The sequence below is a fragment of the Aeromonas sp. EU05-FHT14A05 genome, assembly GCF_058791175.1.
This window is the reverse complement of record NZ_JBYTDH010000017.1, coordinates 54,283-75,406: the sequence shown is the minus strand read 5'-3', so window position 1 is coordinate 75,406 and position 21,124 is coordinate 54,283. Positions and strand designations below refer to the sequence as shown.

The 21,124-nt window shown below is 62.0% G+C and carries 19 protein-coding genes, 1 tRNA gene and 1 pseudogene; 16 read left to right on the top strand and 5 right to left on the bottom strand.

The window, feature by feature from the left end:
• Positions 1 to 183: 183 nt before the first annotated feature.
• Positions 184 to 259 (top strand) — tRNA-Thr (locus tag AC3WR3_RS19120).
• Between the two features lie 48 nt (positions 260 to 307).
• On the opposite strand, the pseudogene AC3WR3_RS19115 reads toward AC3WR3_RS19120, so the two are convergent.
• Positions 308 to 560 (bottom strand): annotated as a pseudogene (locus tag AC3WR3_RS19115) (hypothetical protein).
• 91 nt (positions 561 to 651) lie between these two features.
• On the opposite strand from AC3WR3_RS19115, the gene AC3WR3_RS19110 reads away from it, so the two are divergent.
• The 13 genes from AC3WR3_RS19110 (at position 652) to AC3WR3_RS19050 (ending at position 14,804) form a co-directional block, all read left to right on the top strand.
• Positions 652 to 1,917 (top strand): cytosine deaminase, encoded by a 1,266-nt coding sequence (locus tag AC3WR3_RS19110; protein WP_492292949.1) that lies wholly within the window; start codon positions 652 to 654, stop codon positions 1,915 to 1,917.
• Between the two features lie 88 nt (positions 1,918 to 2,005).
• Positions 2,006 to 2,383: a fluoride efflux transporter CrcB gene (gene crcB / locus AC3WR3_RS19105; RefSeq protein ID WP_139438501.1), complete on the top strand. Its 378-nt coding sequence runs from the start codon at positions 2,006 to 2,008 to the stop codon at positions 2,381 to 2,383.
• 65 nt (positions 2,384 to 2,448) lie between these two features.
• Positions 2,449 to 3,201 (top strand): bifunctional demethylmenaquinone methyltransferase/2-methoxy-6-polyprenyl-1,4-benzoquinol methylase UbiE, encoded by a 753-nt coding sequence (gene ubiE, locus AC3WR3_RS19100; RefSeq protein ID WP_106885398.1) that lies wholly within the window; start codon positions 2,449 to 2,451, stop codon positions 3,199 to 3,201.
• A gap of 8 nt (positions 3,202 to 3,209) precedes the next feature.
• Entirely contained in the window at positions 3,210 to 3,818 is a 609-nt protein-coding gene (locus tag AC3WR3_RS19095) for a ubiquinone biosynthesis accessory factor UbiJ (protein ID WP_492292946.1), read from the top strand.
• Positions 3,818 to 5,458, top strand: coding sequence for a ubiquinone biosynthesis regulatory protein kinase UbiB (gene ubiB, locus AC3WR3_RS19090; protein WP_139438510.1), 1,641 nt, complete (start codon positions 3,818 to 3,820; stop codon positions 5,456 to 5,458). Before AC3WR3_RS19095 ends, ubiB begins: the two co-directional genes overlap by 1 nt.
• 40 nt (positions 5,459 to 5,498) lie before the next feature.
• A complete protein-coding gene (gene tatA, locus AC3WR3_RS19085) occupies positions 5,499 to 5,747 on the top strand; it encodes a Sec-independent protein translocase subunit TatA (RefSeq protein WP_025328841.1) in 249 nt (82 codons plus the stop codon).
• 3 nt (positions 5,748 to 5,750) lie between these two features.
• Positions 5,751 to 6,212, top strand: coding sequence for a Sec-independent protein translocase protein TatB (tatB, locus tag AC3WR3_RS19080; protein ID WP_139438513.1), 462 nt, complete (start codon positions 5,751 to 5,753; stop codon positions 6,210 to 6,212).
• Positions 6,209 to 6,964: a twin-arginine translocase subunit TatC gene (tatC, locus tag AC3WR3_RS19075; protein WP_202048058.1), complete on the top strand. Its 756-nt coding sequence runs from the start codon at positions 6,209 to 6,211 to the stop codon at positions 6,962 to 6,964. The genes tatB and tatC overlap by 4 nt, the downstream gene beginning before the upstream one ends.
• 188 nt (positions 6,965 to 7,152) lie before the next feature.
• Positions 7,153 to 7,938 (top strand): TatD family hydrolase, encoded by a 786-nt coding sequence (locus AC3WR3_RS19070; RefSeq protein WP_492292943.1) that lies wholly within the window; start codon positions 7,153 to 7,155, stop codon positions 7,936 to 7,938.
• A gap of 3 nt (positions 7,939 to 7,941) precedes the next feature.
• Complete coding sequence (gene hemB / locus AC3WR3_RS19065) at positions 7,942 to 8,961, top strand: porphobilinogen synthase (protein ID WP_202048056.1); 1,020 nt, start codon at positions 7,942 to 7,944, stop codon at positions 8,959 to 8,961.
• Positions 8,962 to 9,182: 221 nt separating this feature from the next.
• Positions 9,183 to 11,225 (top strand): oligopeptidase A, encoded by a 2,043-nt coding sequence (prlC, locus tag AC3WR3_RS19060; protein ID WP_492292940.1) that lies wholly within the window; start codon positions 9,183 to 9,185, stop codon positions 11,223 to 11,225.
• Positions 11,226 to 11,429: 204 nt separating this feature from the next.
• Entirely contained in the window at positions 11,430 to 13,994 is a 2,565-nt protein-coding gene (locus AC3WR3_RS19055; protein WP_342059752.1) for a sensor domain-containing phosphodiesterase, read from the top strand.
• A gap of 51 nt (positions 13,995 to 14,045) precedes the next feature.
• Positions 14,046 to 14,804 (top strand): class I SAM-dependent methyltransferase, encoded by a 759-nt coding sequence (locus AC3WR3_RS19050; RefSeq protein WP_492292938.1) that lies wholly within the window; start codon positions 14,046 to 14,048, stop codon positions 14,802 to 14,804.
• A 69-nt stretch (positions 14,805 to 14,873) separates the two neighbouring features.
• Here AC3WR3_RS19050 and AC3WR3_RS19045 read toward each other — a convergent pair whose 3' ends face one another.
• The 4 genes from AC3WR3_RS19045 to rhlB all read right to left on the bottom strand — a co-directional run bounded on the left by AC3WR3_RS19045 (position 14,874) and on the right by rhlB (position 19,141).
• Positions 14,874 to 15,128, bottom strand: a complete 255-nt coding sequence (locus AC3WR3_RS19045) for a Rho-binding antiterminator (protein ID WP_492292936.1) — start codon at positions 15,126 to 15,128, stop codon at positions 14,874 to 14,876.
• 30 nt (positions 15,129 to 15,158) lie between these two features.
• On the bottom strand, positions 15,159 to 16,145 hold the full coding sequence (locus tag AC3WR3_RS19040) for a DUF4382 domain-containing protein (RefSeq protein WP_202048052.1): 987 nt from the start codon (positions 16,143 to 16,145) through the stop codon (positions 15,159 to 15,161).
• A gap of 202 nt (positions 16,146 to 16,347) precedes the next feature.
• The gene (gene gppA / locus AC3WR3_RS19035) at positions 16,348 to 17,838 is read right to left on the bottom strand and encodes a guanosine-5'-triphosphate,3'-diphosphate diphosphatase (RefSeq protein WP_492292951.1); all 1,491 of its coding nucleotides are present in this window, start codon (positions 17,836 to 17,838) and stop codon (positions 16,348 to 16,350) included.
• Between the two features lie 13 nt (positions 17,839 to 17,851).
• Complete coding sequence (gene rhlB, locus AC3WR3_RS19030; RefSeq protein WP_025328830.1) at positions 17,852 to 19,141, bottom strand: ATP-dependent RNA helicase RhlB; 1,290 nt, start codon at positions 19,139 to 19,141, stop codon at positions 17,852 to 17,854.
• A gap of 113 nt (positions 19,142 to 19,254) precedes the next feature.
• On the opposite strand from rhlB, the gene trxA reads away from it, so the two are divergent.
• Positions 19,255 to 19,581, top strand: a complete 327-nt coding sequence (gene trxA, locus AC3WR3_RS19025; RefSeq protein WP_025328829.1) for a thioredoxin TrxA — start codon at positions 19,255 to 19,257, stop codon at positions 19,579 to 19,581.
• A gap of 206 nt (positions 19,582 to 19,787) precedes the next feature.
• Positions 19,788 to 21,053 (top strand): transcription termination factor Rho, encoded by a 1,266-nt coding sequence (gene rho / locus AC3WR3_RS19020; protein WP_010672370.1) that lies wholly within the window; start codon positions 19,788 to 19,790, stop codon positions 21,051 to 21,053.
• Positions 21,054 to 21,124: the final 71 nt, after the last annotated feature.

The following is a 21,124-nucleotide window of genomic DNA, read 5'->3' as shown; positions in this document are numbered from 1 at the left end:
GCCGAACTCAGAAGTGAAACGCGGTAGCGCCGATGGTAGTGTGGCATTCGCCATGCGAGAGTAGGACACTGCCAGGCTTCAATTAAGCAATCACAGCGATGTGGTTGGTCGCGATACGACGTCAGGTCGTGTTGGACAGAAGATTTAGATAGCGCACACAGTGCGGTCTTTACCGGTTAGTGTGCTGATATGGCTCAGTTGGTAGAGCGCATCCTTGGTAAGGATGAGGTCCCCAGTTCGACTCTGGGTATCAGCACCATGAAAACGAAAGCCTCCCTGAAAAGGGAGGCTTTTTTGTTTTTACCATTCAGCTCATCGAGATCTGTCTGGCATCGAGATAGAAGCGAGCCTGCCCGGAAGCCTCTATCTGAATGGCTGCGACCAGCTGTTCGTTCCGTCTGTACTCCCATGGTTCGTCGATCACGGTCAATGGGGCTTGTTGATGCCCAGCGTCTGCAGATACTCGTGAAACAAGCCTGCGCTGCCGATCTCGGTCAATCCTGCTCTCATCCCGGTCCACTCCCTTTATCGTTGCTCTCCTTCAATGATGTCAGTCTCATCTGCATTCTGTGTGAACGCTTTTCTATTAAATTGATCCGAGCTAAGTTGTGGATTGGCAAAGGCAACCAGCGTCTCTTAGGGGAAAGGTACATGTTGATAAAGAATGTGCGTCTGAGTGGCAGGGAGGGGCTGTGGCAGATCCTGTGTCAGGATGGTCTGATCAGGACCATAGCCCCCATGAGCCAGATCCTCCTCTCCACCCGGGAACTGGATGGGGAGGAGGGGATGGCGATGCCCCCCTTTATCGAGCCCCACATTCACCTCGATACTACTCAGACCGCCGGTGAGCCGAGCTGGAACCTCTCCGGTACCCTGTTCGAGGGGATAGAGCGCTGGGCCGAACGCAAGGCGTTGCTGACCCATGAGGATGTGAAGCGGCGGGCCATACAGACGCTGAAGTGGCAGATCGCCAACGGCATCCAGTTCGTTCGCACCCATGTGGATGTCTCCGACCCCAACCTGGTGGCCCTGAAGGCGATGCTGGAGGTGCGCGAGGAGATGAAACCCTGGGTCGAGCTACAGATAGTGGCCTTCCCGCAGGAGGGGATCCTCTCCTATCCCAACGGCAAGGCGCTGCTGGAAGAGGCGCTAAAGCTGGGCGCCGACGTGATCGGCGCCATTCCACATTTCGAGTTCACCCGGGAATATGGGGTCGAAAGTCTGCATTACGTCTTCGATCTTGCCGAGAAGTATCAGGTTCTGGTGGATGTGCACTGCGACGAGATCGATGACGAGCAGTCCCGCTTTATCGAGACCCTGGCGACGCTCGCCTACGAGCGTGGTATCGGCCATCGCGTCACCGCCAGCCACACCACCGCCATGCACTCCTACAACGGGGCCTATGCCTCTCGCCTGTTCCGATTGCTCAAGATGGCGGACATCAACTTCGTCGCCAATCCGCTGGTGAACATTCACCTGCAGGGACGTTTCGATACCTACCCCAAGCGCCGGGGCATCACCCGGGTGAAGGAGATGCTGGAAGCGAACATCAACGTCTGCTTCGGCCACGACGATGTGTTCGATCCCTGGTATCCCATGGGAACGGCCAACATGTTGCAGGTGCTGCACATGGGGCTGCATGTCTGCCAGATTATGGGCTACGAGCAGATCAACGATGGCTTGAAGCTCGTCAGCAGCCACAGTGCCCGCACCCTGAACGTGCAGGATCGCTATGGCGTCGAGGTGGGAAAACCGGCCAACCTGCTGATCCTGCCCGCCGAGAGCGGCTTCGATGCGGTGCGTCGTCAGGTGCCGGTGCGCTACTCCATCCGCCATGGCCGCGTGATTGCCGAGACCCGGCCAGCGCAGACCTCCCTCCATCTGGATCAGACAGAGCCGGTGGATTTTCGCCGATGAGGCGGCCAACCCCGCAGATTAATTGCCCCGCTATCCCCGCTTGCCGGCATTTTGCATAATGTCGGCCTGACACTTATGGAGCCTCCCCATGCAAACCTGGTTATTTGTCGCGGCCGGTGGTGCCATCGGCGCCTGCCTTCGTTTTGGTATCGCCGAGTTGATGGCACTGCTGCTGGGACGCCACTTTCCCTACGGCACCCTGGTGGTCAACGTGGTGGGCTCCTTCATCATGGGCATCGCCTTTGCGCTGATCAGCCATGGCCATGTGGTGGAACACCCCATGAAGCCGCTGCTGATGGTGGGTATCCTCGGTGCCCTGACCACCTTCTCCTCTTTCGCCCTGGATACCGTGGTGCTGGCACAGCAAGGCGCCTATCTGAAGGCACTGCTCAACATAGGTCTCAATCTCTTCCTCTGTATGGCCATGGTGATGCTGGGGATGCAGTTGGTTGCCAGCCGGGTTTAAGGTGTCCGCAGGTCACCGGCTCTGGTAAACTGGCGGCCATTCTTTGCTCTATGGGTGTTTGAGGGATGTCGGAACAGACTAATACTACGCATTTTGGCTATAAAACCGTGGCGGCGACCGAGAAGGAAACTCTGGTGGCTGGCGTCTTCCATTCGGTGGCGGCCAAGTATGATCTGATGAACGATCTGATGTCATTCGGCATTCACCGCCTGTGGAAGCGCTTCACCATCGACTGTTCCGGTGTGCGCAAGGGTCAGAAGGTGCTGGATCTGGCCGGTGGCACCGGGGATCTGACCGCCAAGTTCTCCCGCATCGTCGGCGAGACGGGTCAGGTGGTGCTGGCGGACATCAACGACTCCATGCTCAAGGTGGGCCGCGACAAGCTGCGCAACCTGGGGGTGGCGAACAACGTCTCCTACGTGCAGGCCAATGCCGAGGCACTGCCCTTCCCGGACAATCACTTCGACGTCATCACCATAGGCTTCGGCCTGCGCAACGTGACCGACAAGGACAAGGCGCTCGCCTCCATGTTCCGGGTGCTCAAGCCGGGTGGTCGCCTGCTGGTACTGGAGTTCTCTAAACCCGCCAGCGAAGTGATCGCCAAGCTCTACGATCTCTACTCCTTCAAGCTGCTGCCGAAAATGGGCGAAATCGTCGCGAACGACGGGGAAAGCTACAAGTACCTGGCCGAATCCATTCGCATGCACCCGGATCAGCAGACCCTGGCCGGCATGATGGAGCAGGTCGGCTTCGAGCAGGTGGAGTTCTACAACCTGACTCAGGGTGTGGTCGCCCTGCACCGTGGTTACAAGTTTTAAGGTCGCCTATGCCGATGGATGCCATGGTCACCGCGGTGATCGAAACCAGCCTCAACCAGTTGCTGGCGCTCGACAAGCAGAGCCCGGCGCGGCTGCGCAAGCTCGTGGGCAAGGTGCTCAAGCTGGAGCTGCGCGAGCTCAAGCCGCTCTGGTTTGTCTTCTCCGAGCGCCGACTTGACGTGCTGGCCCGCTATGAAGGGGAGCCCGACGCCGTGCTGAGCCTGTCGCTGACGGCGATCGGCCTGCTGAAGGATCCTTCCGTCCTGACTCGCTATATCCGCGAGGAGAAGCTGGACTTGAGCGGCGATCCCCAGCTGGTGCAGGCCTTCAGCGCTCTGCTGGGGGAGCTGGACATCGACTGGGAGGAGGAGCTGTCGCGCTATACCGGCGACGTGCTGGCTCATACCCTGTGTGGCGGCGCCCGTCAGGCCCGTCGCATGGTGGGCCGCGAGCTGTGCCGCTCCCAGCGCCAGCTGGCCGAGTACCTCACCGAGGAGGCCCGCCTCGCCCCCGGCCCGCTGGAAGTGGCGAGCTTCAACGACGACGTCGAGCTGCTGGCACAGCACATGAAGGCGGTCGAGTTGCGGCTGGCCCGCCTCGAGCAGCAGGTGAGCTGATGACCCCCAAGGAGTTCAAACGCCTCTATCGTATCGTCAGCATCCTGCTGGAGCAGGGCATCGACGAGCTGGTTCCCGCCCGCTATCAACCCTGGCCCGGACGCCTGGTGCGCCGCAGCCTGTTCTGGCTCAAGAACAAACAGCCGGAGCTGTGCCGGGGCGCCCGCATTCGCCTCGCCTTCGAGGCCCTGGGCCCCATCTTCATCAAGTTCGGCCAGATGCTGTCGACCCGCCGGGATCTGCTGCCGCCGGACATCGCCGAAGAGCTGGCTCTGCTGCAGGACAGGGTGCCCCCCTTCTGCGGGCAGGAGGCCAGGCGCCAGATAGAGGCGAGCCTGGGTTGCCCCATCGAGACGCTGTTCGATGACTTCGACGAGACGCCGCTGGCATCCGCCTCCATTGCCCAGGTCCATACCGCCCGCTTGAAGGAGAATGGCCGGGAGATCGTCATCAAGGTGATCCGTCCCGACATAGAGCCCGTCATCGAGGCCGATCTGCGGCTGATGCAGGCGCTGGCCCGTCTGGTGGCCCGTTTCGTGCCCCAGAGCGCACGGCTGCGCCCCGTCGAGGTGGTGGAGGAGTACCGCAAGACCATACTCGACGAGCTGAACCTGATGCGCGAAGCCGCCAACGCCATCCAGCTGAGGCGCAACTTCACCGGCTCGGAGGCGCTCTATGTGCCCGAGGTCTACACGGATCACTGCCGCGAGCAGGTGCTGGTGATGGAGCGCATCTACGGCATTCCCGTCTCCGACATCGCCGCGCTGGAGGCCAACGGCACCAACATGAAGCTGCTGGCGGAGCGCGGGGTCGAGGTCTTCTTCACCCAGGTGTTCCGTGACAGCTTCTTCCATGCGGACATGCACCCGGGCAACATCTTCGTCTCCTACGAGCATCCGGAGAATCCGCTCTGGATCGGCATCGACTGCGGCATAGTCGGCACCCTGAACCGGGAAGACAAGCGCTACCTGGCGGAGAACTTCCTCGCCTTCTTCAACCGTGACTATCAGCGGGTGGCGCAGCTGCACGTGGAGTCCGGCTGGGTACCGCCCGACACCAAGGTGGACGAGTTCGAGTTCGCCATCCGCACCGTGCTGGAGCCCATCTTCGAGAAGCCGCTCTCCGAAATTTCGTTCGGCCACGTGCTGCTCAACCTGTTCAACACCGCCCGTCGCTTCAACATGCAGGTGCAGCCCCAGCTGGTGTTGCTGCAGAAGACCCTGCTCTATGTGGAAGGACTGGGGCGTCAGCTCTATCCCCAGCTGGATCTGTGGCAGACCGCCAAGCCCTACCTGGAAAGCTGGATGCACGAGCAGGTGGGCCCCAAGGCGGTGCTCAACGCGATCCGCGAGAAGGCCCCCTTCTGGGCGGAGAAGCTGCCTGAGCTGCCGGAGCTGGTCTACGAGACCCTGCGCCAGGCGCGGCATCAGCAGCACCACTTCGAGCAGATGTTTGCCGATTTTCGCCTGCACAGCCGCCGTCAGGGACAGGCCCGCTACCTCTTAGGGGTGGGAGCCAGCCTACTGTTGGTGGGTGTATTCTTGCTGACCCAGAAACAACATATTGAGTGGGGACAAATCAGTCTCGCCGGCGCCGGGTTATGCTGGCTGCTGGGCTGGTTGAAGACCCGCATTCATTAATTAAACTGCGCCATCAGGCGCCTATCCTGGAGAGAAAGTCATGGGTGGTATCAGTATTTGGCAATTGTTGATCATCGCAGTCATCGTCGTGCTGCTGTTCGGTACCAAGAAGCTGCGCGGTATCGGCGGCGATCTGGGTGCGGCCGTGAAGGGGTTCAAGAAGGCGCTGTCGGATGATCCGGCCGATGCCAAGCCCGAGCAGAAGGATGCGGAGTTTCCGGCCAAGCAGCTGAACGAGACGGCCAGCAGTGCCGAGACCGCCAAGCAGAAAGACAAAGATCAGGCCTAAGCCATGTTCGACATCGGTTTTTGGGAGCTGGTCGTCATCGGTGTCGTCGCCCTGGTGGTGCTGGGTCCCGAGCGGTTGCCGGTCGCCATCCGTACCGCCAGCCACTGGATCAGGCTGATCCGCAGTACCGCCAACTCGGTCAAGACAGAGCTGGAGCAGGAGCTGAAGTTGCAAGAGCTGCACAATGATCTGAAGAAGGCCGAGCAGTTGCAGATGAACAACCTGAGCCCAGAGCTGCAGGAGTCCATCGAGCAGTTGAAGGCGGCGGCCCAGTCGGTGAACCGTCCCTATCAGCCACAACAGGAAGCGCAGAACGAGATCCGCCCGCCACGCTCCGAGCCGGTCGCCCAGGCTGAACCCGTCGCCCCGGTGGAGCCTGCCGTGCAGCTGACCGAGGTGCCGCCGGTCAACAGCCAGCGCGAGCCCGTCAGCGAGTCTGCCGGCAAGGGGGAGGTGAAGCCATGAGTCAGGCCGAACAACCCCTTATCAGCCACCTGGTGGAGCTGAGAACCCGCCTGCTGCGTTCCATCTCCGCCATCCTGCTGGCGTTTGTCGCGCTTATCTACTTCTCCAACGACATCTACGATTTCGTGGCCCGGCCGCTGCTCAGCCAGCTGCCTGAAGGGACCAGCATGATAGCGACGGACGTGGCGACCCCTTTCATCACGCCCATCAAGCTGACCCTGGTGGTCTCCTTCTTCCTGGCCATCCCCTATCTGCTCTATCAGGCCTGGGCCTTCATCGCCCCCGGCCTGTACCAGCACGAGCGGCGTCTCGTCATGCCGTTGGTGGCCTCCAGTGCCGTGCTCTTCTATGCCGGCATGGCGTTCGCCTACTACGTGGTGTTCCCCCTGGTGTTCGGCTTCTTCACCAGCACGGCCCCCGCCGGGGTGACGGTGGCGACCGACATTGCCAGCTATCTGGACTTCGTGCTGACCCTGTTCTTCGCGTTCGGGGTGGCGTTCGAGATACCTGTGGCCACCATATTGCTCTGCTGGACCGGGGTCACCACCCCCAAGAGCCTGAAGGAGAAGCGCCCCTACGTCATCGTCGGGGTCTTCGTGGTCGGCATGCTGCTGACCCCGCCCGATGTCTTCTCCCAGACCCTGCTGGCGATTCCCATGTGGGCCCTGTGGGAGATAGGTCTCTTCTTCGCCCGCTTCTATGTGAGGAAAGAGGACGAGGAAGAGCAGGAACAACCGGATGTGGAGAGCTGAGGCTCTGTTCGTCATCTGTTTGCCGGACGGCGAGAGGATGACGAAGTCCGCAGGAATAGCAGAACGAGGGGAGCTGAGGCTCCCTTCCTCTTTTCATGCATCCGTTCGAGGCGTATGGTGATGCCCCATCGAGTAGATGGTTTTCAAATGCCTGATATGTATTCCTTTTGTTCGGAACCTCTGATCCCATGATCGACATTGGTCTCAACCTCACCAGTCCCCAGTTTGCCGGCGAACAGCCAGCACTGGTGGCCCGCGCCCGCGCCGCCGGGGTGGAGGCGCTGATCCTGACCGGTACCGATCTGGCCGGCAGCCACGAGAGTGCGGCACTGGCCGCCGAGTGGCCCGGTTACTGCTTCTCCACCGCCGGGGTGCATCCCCACGATGCCAAGAGCGTGGATGAGCAGACCCTGCCCGCCTTGCGCGCGCTGGCGGCGCTGCCCCAGGTGGTGGCCATCGGCGAGTGCGGCCTCGACTACAACCGCGACTTCTCCCCCCGTCCGGTGCAGGACGAGGTGTTCGACACCCAGCTGGCGCTGGCCGCCGAGCTGGGGATGCCGGTGTTTCTGCACTGCCGCGATGCCCACACCCGCTTTGTCGAGATCCTGCGGCCCTGGTTGCCTAGATTGCCGGGGGCCGTGCTGCACTGCTTCACCGGCTCCGACGAGGAGCTGGACCAGTGCCTGGCGCTGGGGCTGCATATCGGAGTGACCGGCTGGCTGTGCGACGAGCGGCGCGGCCAGTTGCTGCGCGAGCAGGTAGCACGCATCCCCGCCGGTCGCCTGATGATCGAGACCGATGCTCCCTATCTGGTGCCGCGGGATTTGAAACCGCGTCCGAAACGCAACGAACCCGCTTTTTTGCCGCACATCGCCCAGGTGGTGGCGGCCTGCCGTGGTGAAGCGCCCGAGGCCTTGCTGGCCCATACCCGGGCCACCTCCGCCGCATTTTTCCAACTTCCTCTTCTGGAGTGATTCATGGCCATAACTCTTCCGGGCGCCTTTCCGGGTCGCCGCCTGCGCCGGGTGCGCAAACATGATTTCAGCCGTCGTCTGGTGCGCGAGAACCAGCTGACCGTCAACGATCTCATCTATCCGGTGTTCGTGCTGGAGGGGGAGGGTCAGCGTGAGGCCGTCGCCTCCATGCCGGGGGTGGACAGGCTCTCCATCGATCTGTTGCTGGCGGAGGCCGAAGAGCTGGTGGCCCTCGGCGTGCCCGCCATCGCCCTGTTCCCGGTGACGCCGCTGGCGCAGAAGAGCCTGCTGGCGGAAGAGGCCTACAACCCGGACGGGCTGGCCCAGCGGGCGACCCGCGCCCTCAAGGCCCGCTTCCCGGAGCTGGGTGTCATCACTGATGTGGCGCTGGATCCCTTCACCACCCACGGTCAGGACGGCATCATCGATGACGAAGGCTATGTGCAAAACGACATCACCACCGGGATCCTGGTGAAGCAGGCGCTCTCCCACGCCGCCGCCGGGGCCGACATAGTGGCGCCGTCCGACATGATGGACGGCCGCATCGGAGCGATTCGCGCCGCGCTGGAAGAGAACGGCTTCGTCAACGTCCAGATCATGGCCTACTCCGCCAAGTACGCCTCCAGCTACTACGGCCCGTTCCGCGATGCGGTGGGCTCCGCCGCCAACCTCGGCAAGAGCAACAAGGCTAGTTATCAGATGGATCCGGCCAACGGCAACGAGGCGCTGCACGAGGTGGCGCTGGATATCGCCGAAGGGGCTGACAGCGTCATGGTCAAGCCGGGCATGCCCTACCTGGACGTCATCCGTCGGGTGAAGGATCAGTTCGGGGTGCCGACCTTCGCCTACCAGGTGAGCGGCGAGTACGCCATGCACATGGCGGCGATCCAGAACGGCTGGCTGAAAGAGAAAGAGTGCGTGCTGGAGTCCCTGCTCTGCTTCAAGCGGGCCGGTGCCGACGGCATCCTCACCTACTTCGCCAAGCGGGTCGCCCAGTGGTTGAAAGAGGACGCCCAACGCTGAGATGGGTAGCGTCGATGCCTTCACAATGCCGGCCCTTTGGCCGGCATTGTCGTCTCCGGATGCCGGATCGCTGCATTAATGAGCAGCTTTTGGCGAAATCTGGGCAGCAGACCCGGCTCTGGGCGGCAAAGGCTTGATAAATGGGGTTTCTGCCTACATCTTAGATGGTCCAAGCAAGCTTCTGGACGGCAGGGGCTGCAGAGCATTTAGAGGTACCGCAGATGACTAACCCTTTGCTGACAATGGACTCGCTGCCCCCCTTCAGCCAGATCCAGCCCGATCAGGTGCAGCCTGCCGTGACGCAGGCCATCGCCGATTGCAAACAGAAGATTGCCGATGTGCTGGCCCAGAAGGAGCCCCACACCTGGGACAGCCTGATCGCCCCGCTGGAAGAGGTCAATGACCGCCTGTCCCGGATCTGGTCGCCGGTCAGCCACCTCAACGCCGTACAGAACAGCGAGGCGCTGCGCGCGGCCCATGACGCCTGCCTGCCGCTGCTCTCCGAATTCCAGACCTATGTGGGCCAGCATGAAGGGCTCTATCAGGCCTATCTGGCCCTCTCCGAGAGCGACGACTTCCTCCTGCTGAGCGGCGCCCAGCGCAAGGAGATCCAGAATACCCTGCGCGACTTCCGCCTGTCCGGCATAGGTCTGCCCGCCGAGGCGCAGCAGCGCTATGGCGAGATCCAGTCTCGCCTCTCGGAGCTGGCCTCCCGCTTCAGCAACAACGTGCTGGATGCGACCCAGGGCTGGAGCAAGCTGGTGACCGACGAGGCCGAACTGGCCGGTCTGCCCGCGAGCGCGCAGGCGGCCGCCCGCCAGATGGCGGAACTCAAGGGCAAGGAGGGGTGGCTGTTCACCCTGGATATCCCCTCCTACCTGCCGGTGATGATGTATGCGGACAACCGCGAACTGCGGGCCGAGCTGTATGAGGCCTTCACCACCCGCGCCTCCGACCAGGGCCCCAACGCCGGCAAGTGGGACAACTCCGCCATCATGAGCGAGCTGCTCACCCTGCGCCGCGAGCTGGCCCAGCTGCTGGGCTTTGCCAACTACGCCGAGCTCTCCCTGGCCACCAAGATGGCGGACAAGACCGAGCAGGTGGTGAGCTTCCTCACCGATCTGGCGGCCAAGTCCTTGCCCCAAGGCAAGGCCGAGCTGGAGGAGATCCGCACCTTCGCCGCCGAGCAGCACGGCCAGAGCGAGCTGGCGGCCTGGGATCTCGCCTACTACGCCGAGAAGCTCAAGCAGCACAAGTTCTCCATCTCCGACGAGCAGCTGCGCCCCTACTTCCCCGCCAGCAAGGTGGTGAAGGGGCTGTTCGAGGTGGTGAAGCGGGTGTTCGGCATGAAGGTGCGCGAGCGCCTCGGCATCGACACCTGGCACCCGGACGTGCGCTTCTACGACATCTTCGATGCCGAGGACGAGCTGCGCGGCAGCTTCTACCTCGACCTCTATGCCCGGGAACACAAGCAGGGCGGCGCCTGGATGGATGTCTGCCTCGGCCGTCGCTACCGTCAGGACGGCTCGCTGCAAAAGCCGGTGGCCTACCTGACCTGCAACTTCAACGGCCCGGTGGATGGCAAGCCGGCGCTGTTCACCCACAACGAAGTGGTCACCCTGTTCCACGAGTTCGGCCACGGCATTCACCACATGCTGACCCGGATCGACGTGGCCGGCGTGGCCGGTATCAACGGCGTGGCCTGGGATGCGGTGGAGCTGCCGAGCCAGTTCCTGGAGAACTGGTGCTGGGAGTCCGAGGCGCTGGCCTTCATCTCCGGCCATCATGAAACCGGCGAGCCGCTGCCCGCGGATCTGCTGGAGAAGATGCTGACCGCCCGCAACTTCCAGGCGGCGATGCAGATGCTGCGTCAGCTGGAGTTCGCCCTGTTCGACTTCCGTCTACACCAGGAGTTTGACCCGGCCAGGCCGGATCAGATCCCGGCCCTGCTGGCGGAGGTGCGCAGCCAGGTGGCCGTGATGACGCCGCCAGCGTTCAACCGCTTCCAGCACAGCTTCTCCCACATCTTCGCGGGCGGCTATGCGGCGGGCTACTACAGCTACAAGTGGGCCGAGGTGCTCTCCGCCGATGCCTTCTCCCGTTTCGAGGAGGAGGGGATCTTCAACCCGGCCACCGGCCAATCCTTCCTGAAGCACATTCTGGAGAAGGGGGGCTCCAAGGAGCCGATGGAGCTGTTCCGTGCCTTCCGCGGTCGCGAGCCCAAGGTGGATGCCCTGCTACGTCACAGCGGGATAGCCGCATGAGGCCCGGCGCCTTCGCCGGCGTGAGCTTCAAGCAGGTACAGATTTGCGACATAGTGGGATCACAGCGTGATTTTTGAGAGAAAAAGGGACCTTTTGGTCCCTTTTTCCAAGGCTTTTTAATATCTTGCGGAGTGCATGTTTGCACTGGCCCCGCCTCTTCAGTAGAGTCGGGTTCTACCTTCCAAGGAGAGAAAGAACCTTGCCATGAGGCGAGCACTCGAGTCTGTCTATCAAATCATCTCCAGCCTGTCTCATTCGAGTGGTCAGGGATATTTTGATACCTTTGTGAGTGAAATCGCCAACGCGGTCGGGGCTGACTTCGTCCTGGTTTCAGGCAAGGATCAGGCCGGGCTCTTCTTCACCGTGCATGCCGCCTATCCCGCCTCTCTCGACATCAATTCCTACAGCTTCCCCCTCGCGGACACTCCGGGCGAGATCGCCATGCAGCAGGGAGAAGCCTGGTTCAGCGATCGTACCCGGGAGCTGTTTCCCCATGCGGCCGTGCTGGAACGTTGCCAGGTCAGGGCCTATGCCGGCGTCGCACTGAAGAGTGCCGAGGGTGAGACCCTGGGGCTGTGCAGCGTCATGTTCAAGCGGGCCACTCCCAGAATGGACAAGATCATGGGGCTGCTGCGGCTGCTGGCGCCGCTCGCAGGCCGTGAACTGGCCCTGATGTATCAGCAGCAGCGTCAGTCGCCCCCAACCCAGCCGGAATGCCCGGACTTCCTGGACACCATGATGTCCCATGCACCGGTCGGCATCGGCAAGCTCGATCTGAACGGCACCATCCTCTGGGTCAACCCGGCCATCGAGAAGATGCTGGGCTACAGCCAGCAGGAGCTGCTGCGGCTCACCGTCGCCGAGCTCAACCACCCAGACGACTGGCTGACCAGCATCCCTCTCTACGACGCCCTCAAGCGGGGAGAGCGCCCCGCCTTCACCCAGGAGAAGCGCTACCTGCACCGGGACGGCTCTGTGCTGTGGGGCCGGTTGACTGTGACCCTGATCCGCAACGAGCAGATGCATCCCGACTACCTCATGGTGGTGCTGGAGAACATAGACCCCATGAAGCGCCATGCGGAGCAGCTCAAGCTCTCCCACCGGGTCTATGACAACCTCTCCGAGGCCATCCTGGTGTGCGATGCCGACAGCCGCATCATCTCGGTGAACCCGGCGTTCGAGAAGATCACCGGCTACAGCGAGGAGGAGGCCCGCGGCCAGCGTCCCAGCCTGCTCAAGTCCGGGCTGCACGATCAGACCTTCTACGCCGACATGTACCACGCCCTGGAGCGGGTGGGGATCTGGCGCGGTGAGGTGTGGAACAAGCGCAAGAACGGCAAGCTCTATCCCCAGCAGCTGATGATCAGCGCCCTGCGGGAAGGGGGCAGGATCAGCCAGTACATCGCCATCTTCAGTGATCTCTCCCAGACCAAGCTGGCGGAGCAGAAGATCGCCGCCCAGGCCAACTATGACAACCTCACCGGGCTGCCGAACCGCTGGCTGTTCGGCCGCTGCCTCGCCCGCTTCTGCGAGCGGGGGGAGCGTTTCGCGCTCATGGTGCTGGATCTCAACAACTTCAAGGCGGTCAACAACAGCATGGATCACCATGTGGGCGATGCCCTGCTGCGAGAGGTGTCGGATAGGCTGGTGAGCCGGGTGCGTACCGAGGATCTGGTGGCCCGCATCGGTGGCGACGAGTTCGCCTTCCTGGTGCCCGGCATCGTCAACCGCCGCCAGGCCGAGGTGTTCGCCAAGCAGGTGATCGGCGGCTTCGCCCGCCCCTTCATGCTGGCCAATCAGCACCTCTATGTGACCGCGACCCTCGGCATCACCCTCTGCCCCAACGACGGCGGCGACAGCGACGAGCTGCTGCGCAATGCGGAGCAGGCCCTGTTCGTCGCCAAGCGGCAGGGACGCTCCCTCGGTACCTACAGCGCCTCCATGCGCGAAGAGGTGAGCCAGCGCCACCAGATGCAGCAGGATCTGGCGGAGGCCATCAAGCTGGCGCAGCTGACCATGGCCTATCAGCCCATCTGGGACAATCGCAGCGGCCGGGTCGCCAAGCTGGAGGCTCTGGTGCGCTGGTATCACCCCCACTGGGGTCAGGTCTCGCCGGCAGACTTCATCCCGCTGGCGGAAGAGGCGGGGCTCATCCAGGGGCTGGGTGCCCTGGTGCTCTGGCAGTCGTGCCGGGATCTGGCGAGGCTGCAGAAGTCCGGTTTCCCGGAGTTGCAGATGTCCATCAACCGCTCCACCCTGGAGTTCCAGACCATAGATCCCGAGGCGAACGAGTGGCTCAGGGTGATCCGCCACTTCGACCTGGACCCGGCGGACATCATCATAGAGATCACCGAGTCCCTGCTGATGGAGAGCAGCGATCAGCACAGGGTGCGGATCGATGCCCTGCGCGAGGCGGGCTGCAAGCTGGCCATCGACGACTTCGGCACCGGCTACTCGGCCCTCAACTACCTGCGCACCTTCCCGGTGGATCTGGTCAAGATAGACAGATCCTTCGTGCGCCACATCCCCTTCAACGAGCAGGACAGGCTGCTGCTCGACGGCATCATCAACATAGTGCACAACCTCGGCATGCAGGTGGTGATCGAGGGGGTGGAGACCCGGGAGCAGCTCAACTTCCTCTGCCAGAAGGGCTGTGCCTTCACCCAGGGCTACCTGCTCAGCCGCCCGCTGCCCTATGACGATCTGGTGGAATACCTGACCCTCAATCGCCAGGGGATGAACCTGGCCAACCTGACCACAGTGAGCTGATCCCCCGCTTCTGCTATCATGCCCGCTTCCGTGCCGCCATGAGTCTTTGTTATGCCCCATATCCAGGTTTTCAGTGAAGTGCCCGCCCGCGACGGCGAGCTGGACGCCCTGCGACTGCGTCTGGCCGAGGTGGAGTTTCCCGCCCCCTTTGCGCTGGTGCTGACTGACACCAGGCTGGAGCTGCGCAAGCTGGACGAACCCAAGCTCGGCGGCGTCTATGTGGACTTCGTGGAAGGGGCCGTGGCCCACAGGCGCAAGTTCGGTGGCGGCCGCGGCCAGTCCATCGCCAAGGCGGTGGGGCTGAAGTTCGGGGCCATGCCGACCGTGGTGGATGCCACCGCCGGGCTGGGCCGCGACGCCTTCGTGCTGGCCTCCCTCGGCTGCAAGGTGACCCTGATAGAGCGCAGCCCCGTGGTGGCGGCCCTGTTGCAGGACGGGCTGGCGCGGGCGGCGCAGGATCCCGAGATAGGCTCCTGGGTCAGCGAGCGCATGCATCTCCTGCAGGGGCCTGCGGTGGACAACCTGCTGGCGTTGCCGGAGCGGCCCGAGGTCATCTACCTGGACCCCATGTTCCCCCACAAGCAGAAGTCGGCGCTGGTGAAGAAGGAGATGCGGGTGTTCCAGTCCCTGGTGGGGCCGGATCTCGATGCGGATGCCCTGCTGCCGGCGGCGCTGCAGATGGCACAGAAGCGGGTGGTGGTGAAGCGCCCTGACTACGCGGGCTGGCTCAACGAGCACAAACCGAGCATGGCCATAGAGACCAAGAGCAACCGCTTCGACGTCTATGTGATGGCGGCGCTGGCGGGTTAACTGCCGGTGTGAATCGCGGATGCAAAAAAGGAGGGCCAACCTGTGTTGGCCCTCCTTTTTGCCTTGAGGTCAGCTGGCGGGGGCGAAGCGGATATGCCGCGCTTCCCCCTGCCAGACGAGATCCAGGGTCGCCAGGTCGGCGAGGCTGAGACGCTCGCCGCTCTCCAGCAGCAGATACTCGACGCCGTCACTGGCCTCTATGGTGCGGACCCTGTCATCCCACCGGCGACCGTCGCGGCTGGCGAGGGTCACCGGCAAGTGCCAATTGGCGGCGATCTCGAGCCAGTCGTAGAGGTCACAGCTGATGGGTTGATAGTCAGTCATGAAGCTTCTCGCCCCTGAGTCCCTGGCCCCTTACTGGAAGTTGATGCTGGTGGTGGGGGCCACTACCGCCTGAGCCTTCAGCACCTGCTCCAGTTGCAGCGGGTCGCCGGCCAGTTCCGGATCATCTTCGTCTCCGTTGCAAACCAGCGTCATGTCGTAATTGCCGAGGTTCACGAAGCCCAGCTCGTAGCCGTAGCCACCACCAGCCAGGGGCAGTACGGGGGCGCTGGCATAGAAGCCGTTATCGAGGTCTGCCATGTCCGGGTAAGCGTCGTCGCCCACCGGGCGCAACTCGTCATAGAAGTAGACGAAGGCCTTGTCGGTCAGCACGCCACCACAGAGCCCGCTGGCCACTGTGCCCTTGACGGTGGCCACCTCGGTGTTGTTAACCAGCCGCACGCCTCTTGGCTTGAGCTTGTAATACTCCTCATGACCCGGCAACACCATGGAGTGGCGCAGGTCGAACTCTGTGGTGAAGGCGCTGAGGCCGTTGGCGGCGATGGTGAAGGCATCCAGCTTGAGCTCGTTGCTGGGTACTTCCAGCGGCTTAATCACACCATCATCCTGCCTGACGTAGGAGTAGGGGGTGCCGTCCAGAAACTGATTGCCCGCATCCCGGCCATCCAGGACCCGCAGCCGCATCTGGCTGTATTCGCCGGGTACCACGCTCTGGCTGGCCAGCAGGGGGCGGCTGGCGGAGCCCGGGTATTGCAGCAGATCGATGTAGGTGAACAGGGGGTGTCCCGCGCTGTCGAGGGGGATGAGTTCCCCTGCCGGCGTGCAGCCATCGTCCTGGGCCGAGGTCAGGAAGCTGGCGGTGCTCCATGCCTGCTCTGTACCCGAGACGGGATGGATGCTGATGTTGGAAACGGCGATGCAGACCTTGCTGACCGAGTCCACCGGGGCGTCGGAGAAGGCCAGGGACATCTGGGCATTCTGTGGGTTGTCATTGCTGTCGCTGCCGCCACCACAGGCGGTCAGCAGGGCGGTCAGGCCGATCAGGGTCAAATGTTTCATGGTTTCCGTTCCTATGGGAGAGACAATCCAACTCTAGCCGAGCTGGCGATAGAGGCTAGATGGCAGGAGGGAACGGAGATCCGGAGTTGGATAAAAAGTTAAATTAAATCAAAGGTAAGGCCTTGAATGGTGCCGAACCTGGCTGCGAAAGAGATTGTCGGAACAGATGGGAAAAGGAGCAGAGTGGGCGCGTGGCGCCCAATCAGGCTTCCTGCACCCGGGTGGGCCAGCCCATCTTCTGCTGGCGATCCACCTCGAGCCGCAGCTCGCTGGCGCGCAGGTAGTGTTCGTCCATCCACCCCTTAGGCAGGGTCAGGGTCAGCGACTCCTCCTCGGCCTGCAGGGTGAAGCTGGGCACTGTGCCCTGGGTGCGGCGCATGCAGAGGATCAGCGCGATGCGCAGGATGCGGGCCAGCCGGATCGCCTGGCGACCGGTGACGGCGCCTTGCTTCTCCAGGGTGTCCAGCTTGAATTCGTCCCGCTGGTTGAACAGCAGGGCCGACAACAGCTTCTTCTGCGCCGGGGTGAAGCCCGGCATGTCGATGTTGTCGATGATGTAGGCGGCGTGTTGCGGCGCCTTCTTGTACTCGATGCACAGACCAATCTCGTGCAGCAGGGCGGCATAACGCAAGATCGGGCGACCGTAACGCTTGGAGAGTCGCCAGGCCGGCTGCAGCTGGTTGAACGCCTCGACGGCGGTGTCGCGCACTCGCTCGGCGTGTTCCTTGTCCAGCTGATAGCGGCTGATCAGGCTGTCGGCGGTTCTGTCCCGGGCATCACAGTCGTGATTGTTGCCGAGCAGGCCGTAGATCAGGCCCTCTCGCAGGGCGCCGCCAGCCAGCGTCATGCTCTCTATGCTCAGGGTCTCGAAGATGGCGATCAGAATGGCGAGGCCGGAGGGGAACACGGTCAGCCGCTCGGCGGCCAGCCCTTCCAGCTGCAGCCGATCCAGCCGGCCACAGGCGATGGCCTGACCCATCAGCTCCTGCAACTTCGGCAGGGTGACCCGCTCGCTCTTCCCTTGCGCCAGCATGATCTCCTGCAGCGCCTGGACGGTGCCGGAGGCGCCGACACAGGTGCGCCAGCCGAGGGCGCGATAATCTTCCGCCACCTTCTCCAGCACCGTCCTGGCGGCGGCAATGGCTTGCTGGAAACGGGTCTCGGAGAGCTCGCCGTCACCGAAGTGGTTGTTGAGCCAGGTGACGCAGCCCATGTGCAGGCTGTTGAGCAGCTTGGCTTCGCTGTGTTCGCCTATCACCAGCTCTGTGCTGGCGCCGCCGATGTCGATCACCAGCCGGTTGCCTTCACCGGCGGAGGTCCAGGAGACCCCTTCATAGATGGTCTTGGCCTCTTCCTCGCCCGAGATGATCTCGATGCTGTGGTTGAGCACCCGTTCCGCTTCGCTCAGGAATTCATCGACGTTGGTGGCGAGGCGCAGGGTGGCGGTACCCACCACCCGGATGTTGTCGGACGGAATGTCCTGCAACTGCTCGGAGAACAGGCGCAGACAGTCCCAGCCCCGCTCCATGGCGGCACGGTTGAGGCGAAACTCAGGGTCGAGACCGGCGGCGAGGCGAACCTTGCGCTTGACCTTGGTGACGGTGCGTAGGGCACCGGCGACCTCGCGCACCACCAGCATGTGAAAGCTGTTGGAGCCGAGGTCGATGGCGGCATAGAGCGGCGAGTTGTGCAACTGGGCCCGTCCCTCAGTTCTTGCGTGGCGGACGGCGGCGGTTGTTGCTGTTGCCACCACCCTGGCGATCCCGCATGTTGCGGTTCACCGGCTGACGGTTGCGGAACACCCGTTTCGGGGGGGTCACGTCATCCAGCAGGGAGTCGCGATCGTACTTGCTGACCGGGATGGGGTGATGGATGTACTCCTCGATGGCCGGCAGGTTGAAGGCATAGTCTTCACAGGCCAGGCTGATGGAGTGACCGCTCTTGCCGGCACGACCGGTACGACCGATACGGTGTACATAGTCTTCGGCGTCGTCGGGCAGGTCGTAGTTGAAGACGTGGGTCACGTCGGGGATGTGCAGACCACGGGCGGCCACGTCGGTGGCGACCAGGATGTCCAGGGTGCCCTTGGTGAAGTCTTCCAGGATCTTCATCCGTTTCTTCTGCGGCACGTCGCCGGTCAGCAAGCCGACGCGGTGGCCGTCGTTCTCCAGCCACGCATGCACGTCTTCACAGACATGCTTGGTGTTGGCGAAGACGATGGCTTTTTCCGGCCACTCCTCTTCCATCAGGGAGAGCAGCAGCAGCATTTTGTCTTCGTTGGAGGGGTAGAACAGCTCCTCCTTGATGCGCACGCCCGTCATCTGTTCCGGCTCGATCTGCACGTGTTCCGGGTGGTTCATGTGCTCGTAGGCCAGCTCCTGCACCCGCAGGGAGAGGGTGGCGGAGAACAGCATGCTCAGGCGCTCGGTGGCGGGCGGCATGCGGCGGAACAGGAAGCGGATGTCCTTGATGAAGCCGAGATCGAACATGCGATCCGCTTCGTCCAGCACCACCACCTGGATGTTGCCGAGATCGATGACCTTGGACTTGAAGTAGTCGATGATGCGGCCAGTGGTGCCGATCAGGATGTCGACACCCTGTTCCAGCACGGCCAGCTGCTTGTCATAGCCTTCGCCACCATAGGCGAGACCGAGCTTGAGCCCGGTGGAGGCAGACATGCCTTCTGCATCGTTGTAGATCTGGACCGCCAGCTCCCGGGTCGGGGCCATGATGATGGCGCGCGGCTGATTGACGAGGCGCGGCCTGGTCAGCGGATGGGTCAATAGATAGTTGAAGGTCGCGGCCAGGAAGGCAAGGGTCTTGCCGGTCCCCGTCTGGGCCTGACCGGCGAGGTCATGGCCTTCTACCAGCAGCGGCAGAGACAGTGCCTGGATGGGCGTACAATAGTGAAATCCCTTTGATTCCAGACCAGCCAGAACTTCGGGTTCGAGGCCCATTTGGGCGAATTTTTCGGTCGTTAGATGTGTTTTGCTCATGGCGGTAGGTTATCAGGTTAGGCTTGCAATAATAAACAGGATCATTTCAAATAGGGCAACTATTGCCTTTGTTGAACCATCAATAAAGCCTTAATTACTGACTGGAGTTGGAGATGAGTGACAAGATTGTTCAGCTGAGCGATGCCAGCTTCGAGGCCGATGTAATCAAAGCCGACAGCCCCGTTCTGGTCGATTTCTGGGCTGAATGGTGCGGTCCGTGCAAGATGATTGCCCCGATCCTGAACGAAGTCGCCCAAGAATATGCCGGTCGCGTGACAGTGGCGAAATTGAACATCGATCATAACGCCGACACTCCGCCCAAGTATGGCATTCGCGGTATCCCGACCCTCTTGCTGTTCAAGAATGGCGAAGTGGCAGCGACCAAGGTCGGCGCCCTGTCCAAGACTCAGCTGAAAGAGTTCCTGGACGGTAACCTGTAATAATCAAGAAGGAGCGCATTGCAATAATGCGCTCCTTGTGTTTTATCACCTAGACGCTCATCCCGATTGGTGCTAGTTTATCGCTCGTTTGCTAACCTTTTTGCCTGACTCTTTGCTTAACAGCAGCCTGGCAAGTCAAATCCGATCAGCATCAATCCAGCAGACTGTCTCCTCATTTCAATCCTTGCTTACAGACTTTCACCACTATGAATCTGACTGAATTAAAGAACACTCCTGTGTCCGAGCTGGTACAGCTTGGCGAATCCATGGGGTTGGAAAATCTGGCTCGGGCGCACAAGAAAGACATCATCTTCGCGATCCTCAAGGCGCACGCCAAGGGTGGCGAGGATATCTTTGGCGACGGTGTGCTGGAAATCCTGACCGACGGCTTTGGCTTCCTGCGCAGCGCAGACGGCTCCTATCTGGCAGGCCCGGATGACATCTATGTCTCCCCGAGCCAGATCCGCCGCTTCAACCTGCGTACCGGCGATACCATCTCCGGCAAGATCCGGCCGCCGAAAGAGGGTGAACGCTACTTCGCCCTGCTCAAGGTCAACGACGTCAACTACGACCGTCCGGAAAACTCCCGCAACAAGATCCTGTTCGAAAACCTGACCCCCCTGCACGCCAACGAGCGTCTGCGCATGGAGCGTGGCAACGGCTCTACCGAAGACATCACCGCCCGCGTGCTGGATCTGGCGTCCCCCATCGGTAAAGGTCAGCGTGGCCTCATCGTCGCACCGCCCAAGGCCGGTAAGACCATGCTGCTGCAGAACATCGCCCAGAGCATCGCCTACAACCACCCGGACTGCGAACTGATCGTTCTGCTGATCGACGAGCGCCCGGAAGAAGTGACCGAGATGCAGCGCATGGTGAAGGGTGAAGTGATCGCTTCCACCTTCGACGAGCCTGCCTCCCGTCACGTCCAGGTTGCCGAGATGGTGATCGAGAAGGCCAAGCGCCTGGTCGAGCACAAAAAGGACGTGGTGATCCTGCTGGACTCCATCACCCGTCTGGCGCGCGCCTACAACACCGTCATCCCGTCATCCGGCAAGGTGCTGACCGGTGGTGTGGACGCCAACGCCCTGCATCGCCCGAAGCGCTTCTTCGGTGCGGCCCGTAACGTCGAGGAAGGCGGCAGCCTGACCATCATCGCCACCGCGCTGATCGATACCGGCTCCAAGATGGATGAAGTCATCTACGAAGAGTTCAAGGGTACCGGCAACATGGAACTGCACCTCTCGCGCAAGATTGCCGAGAAGCGCGTCTACCCGGCCATCGACATCACCCGCTCCGGCACCCGCAAGGAAGAGCTGCTGACCGCGCCGGACGAGCTGCAGAAGATGTGGATACTGCGCAAGATCATTCACCCCATGGGCGAGATCGACAGCATCGAGTTCCTCATCGACAAGCTGGCAGCCACCAAGACCAACGACGAATTCTTCGACTCCATGAAGCGTCAGCAGAAATAACTGCATCTTGGAATGACAGAACCGCGGCCCAGGTCGCGGTTTTTGTTTATCTATTTCACGGCTGGCTTAGT

Bases quoted from the DNA above. Each gene is read 5' to 3' on its own strand.
- AC3WR3_RS19045 (WP_492292936.1), bottom strand. From the start codon at position 15,128: ATGACTGACTATCAACCCATCAGCTGTGACCTCTACGACTGGCTCGAG.
- rhlB (WP_025328830.1), bottom strand. From the start codon at position 19,141: ATGAGCAAAACACATCTAACGACCGAAAAATTCGCCCAAATGGGCCTC.
- AC3WR3_RS19040 (WP_202048052.1), bottom strand. From the start codon at position 16,145: ATGAAACATTTGACCCTGATCGGCCTGACCGCCCTGCTGACCGCCTGT.
- prlC (WP_492292940.1), top strand. From the start codon at position 9,183: ATGACTAACCCTTTGCTGACAATGGACTCGCTGCCCCCCTTCAGCCAG.
- ubiB (WP_139438510.1), top strand. From the start codon at position 3,818: ATGACCCCCAAGGAGTTCAAACGCCTCTATCGTATCGTCAGCATCCTG.
- AC3WR3_RS19055 (WP_342059752.1), top strand. From the start codon at position 11,430: ATGAGGCGAGCACTCGAGTCTGTCTATCAAATCATCTCCAGCCTGTCT.
- AC3WR3_RS19095 (WP_492292946.1), top strand. From the start codon at position 3,210: ATGCCGATGGATGCCATGGTCACCGCGGTGATCGAAACCAGCCTCAAC.
- tatC (WP_202048058.1), top strand. From the start codon at position 6,209: ATGAGTCAGGCCGAACAACCCCTTATCAGCCACCTGGTGGAGCTGAGA.
- ubiE (WP_106885398.1), top strand. From the start codon at position 2,449: ATGTCGGAACAGACTAATACTACGCATTTTGGCTATAAAACCGTGGCG.
- crcB (WP_139438501.1), top strand. From the start codon at position 2,006: ATGCAAACCTGGTTATTTGTCGCGGCCGGTGGTGCCATCGGCGCCTGC.
- tatA (WP_025328841.1), top strand. From the start codon at position 5,499: ATGGGTGGTATCAGTATTTGGCAATTGTTGATCATCGCAGTCATCGTC.
- AC3WR3_RS19050 (WP_492292938.1), top strand. From the start codon at position 14,046: ATGCCCCATATCCAGGTTTTCAGTGAAGTGCCCGCCCGCGACGGCGAG.
- AC3WR3_RS19110 (WP_492292949.1), top strand. From the start codon at position 652: ATGTTGATAAAGAATGTGCGTCTGAGTGGCAGGGAGGGGCTGTGGCAG.
- rho (WP_010672370.1), top strand. From the start codon at position 19,788: ATGAATCTGACTGAATTAAAGAACACTCCTGTGTCCGAGCTGGTACAG.
- trxA (WP_025328829.1), top strand. From the start codon at position 19,255: ATGAGTGACAAGATTGTTCAGCTGAGCGATGCCAGCTTCGAGGCCGAT.
- AC3WR3_RS19070 (WP_492292943.1), top strand. From the start codon at position 7,153: ATGATCGACATTGGTCTCAACCTCACCAGTCCCCAGTTTGCCGGCGAA.
- hemB (WP_202048056.1), top strand. From the start codon at position 7,942: ATGGCCATAACTCTTCCGGGCGCCTTTCCGGGTCGCCGCCTGCGCCGG.
- tatB (WP_139438513.1), top strand. From the start codon at position 5,751: ATGTTCGACATCGGTTTTTGGGAGCTGGTCGTCATCGGTGTCGTCGCC.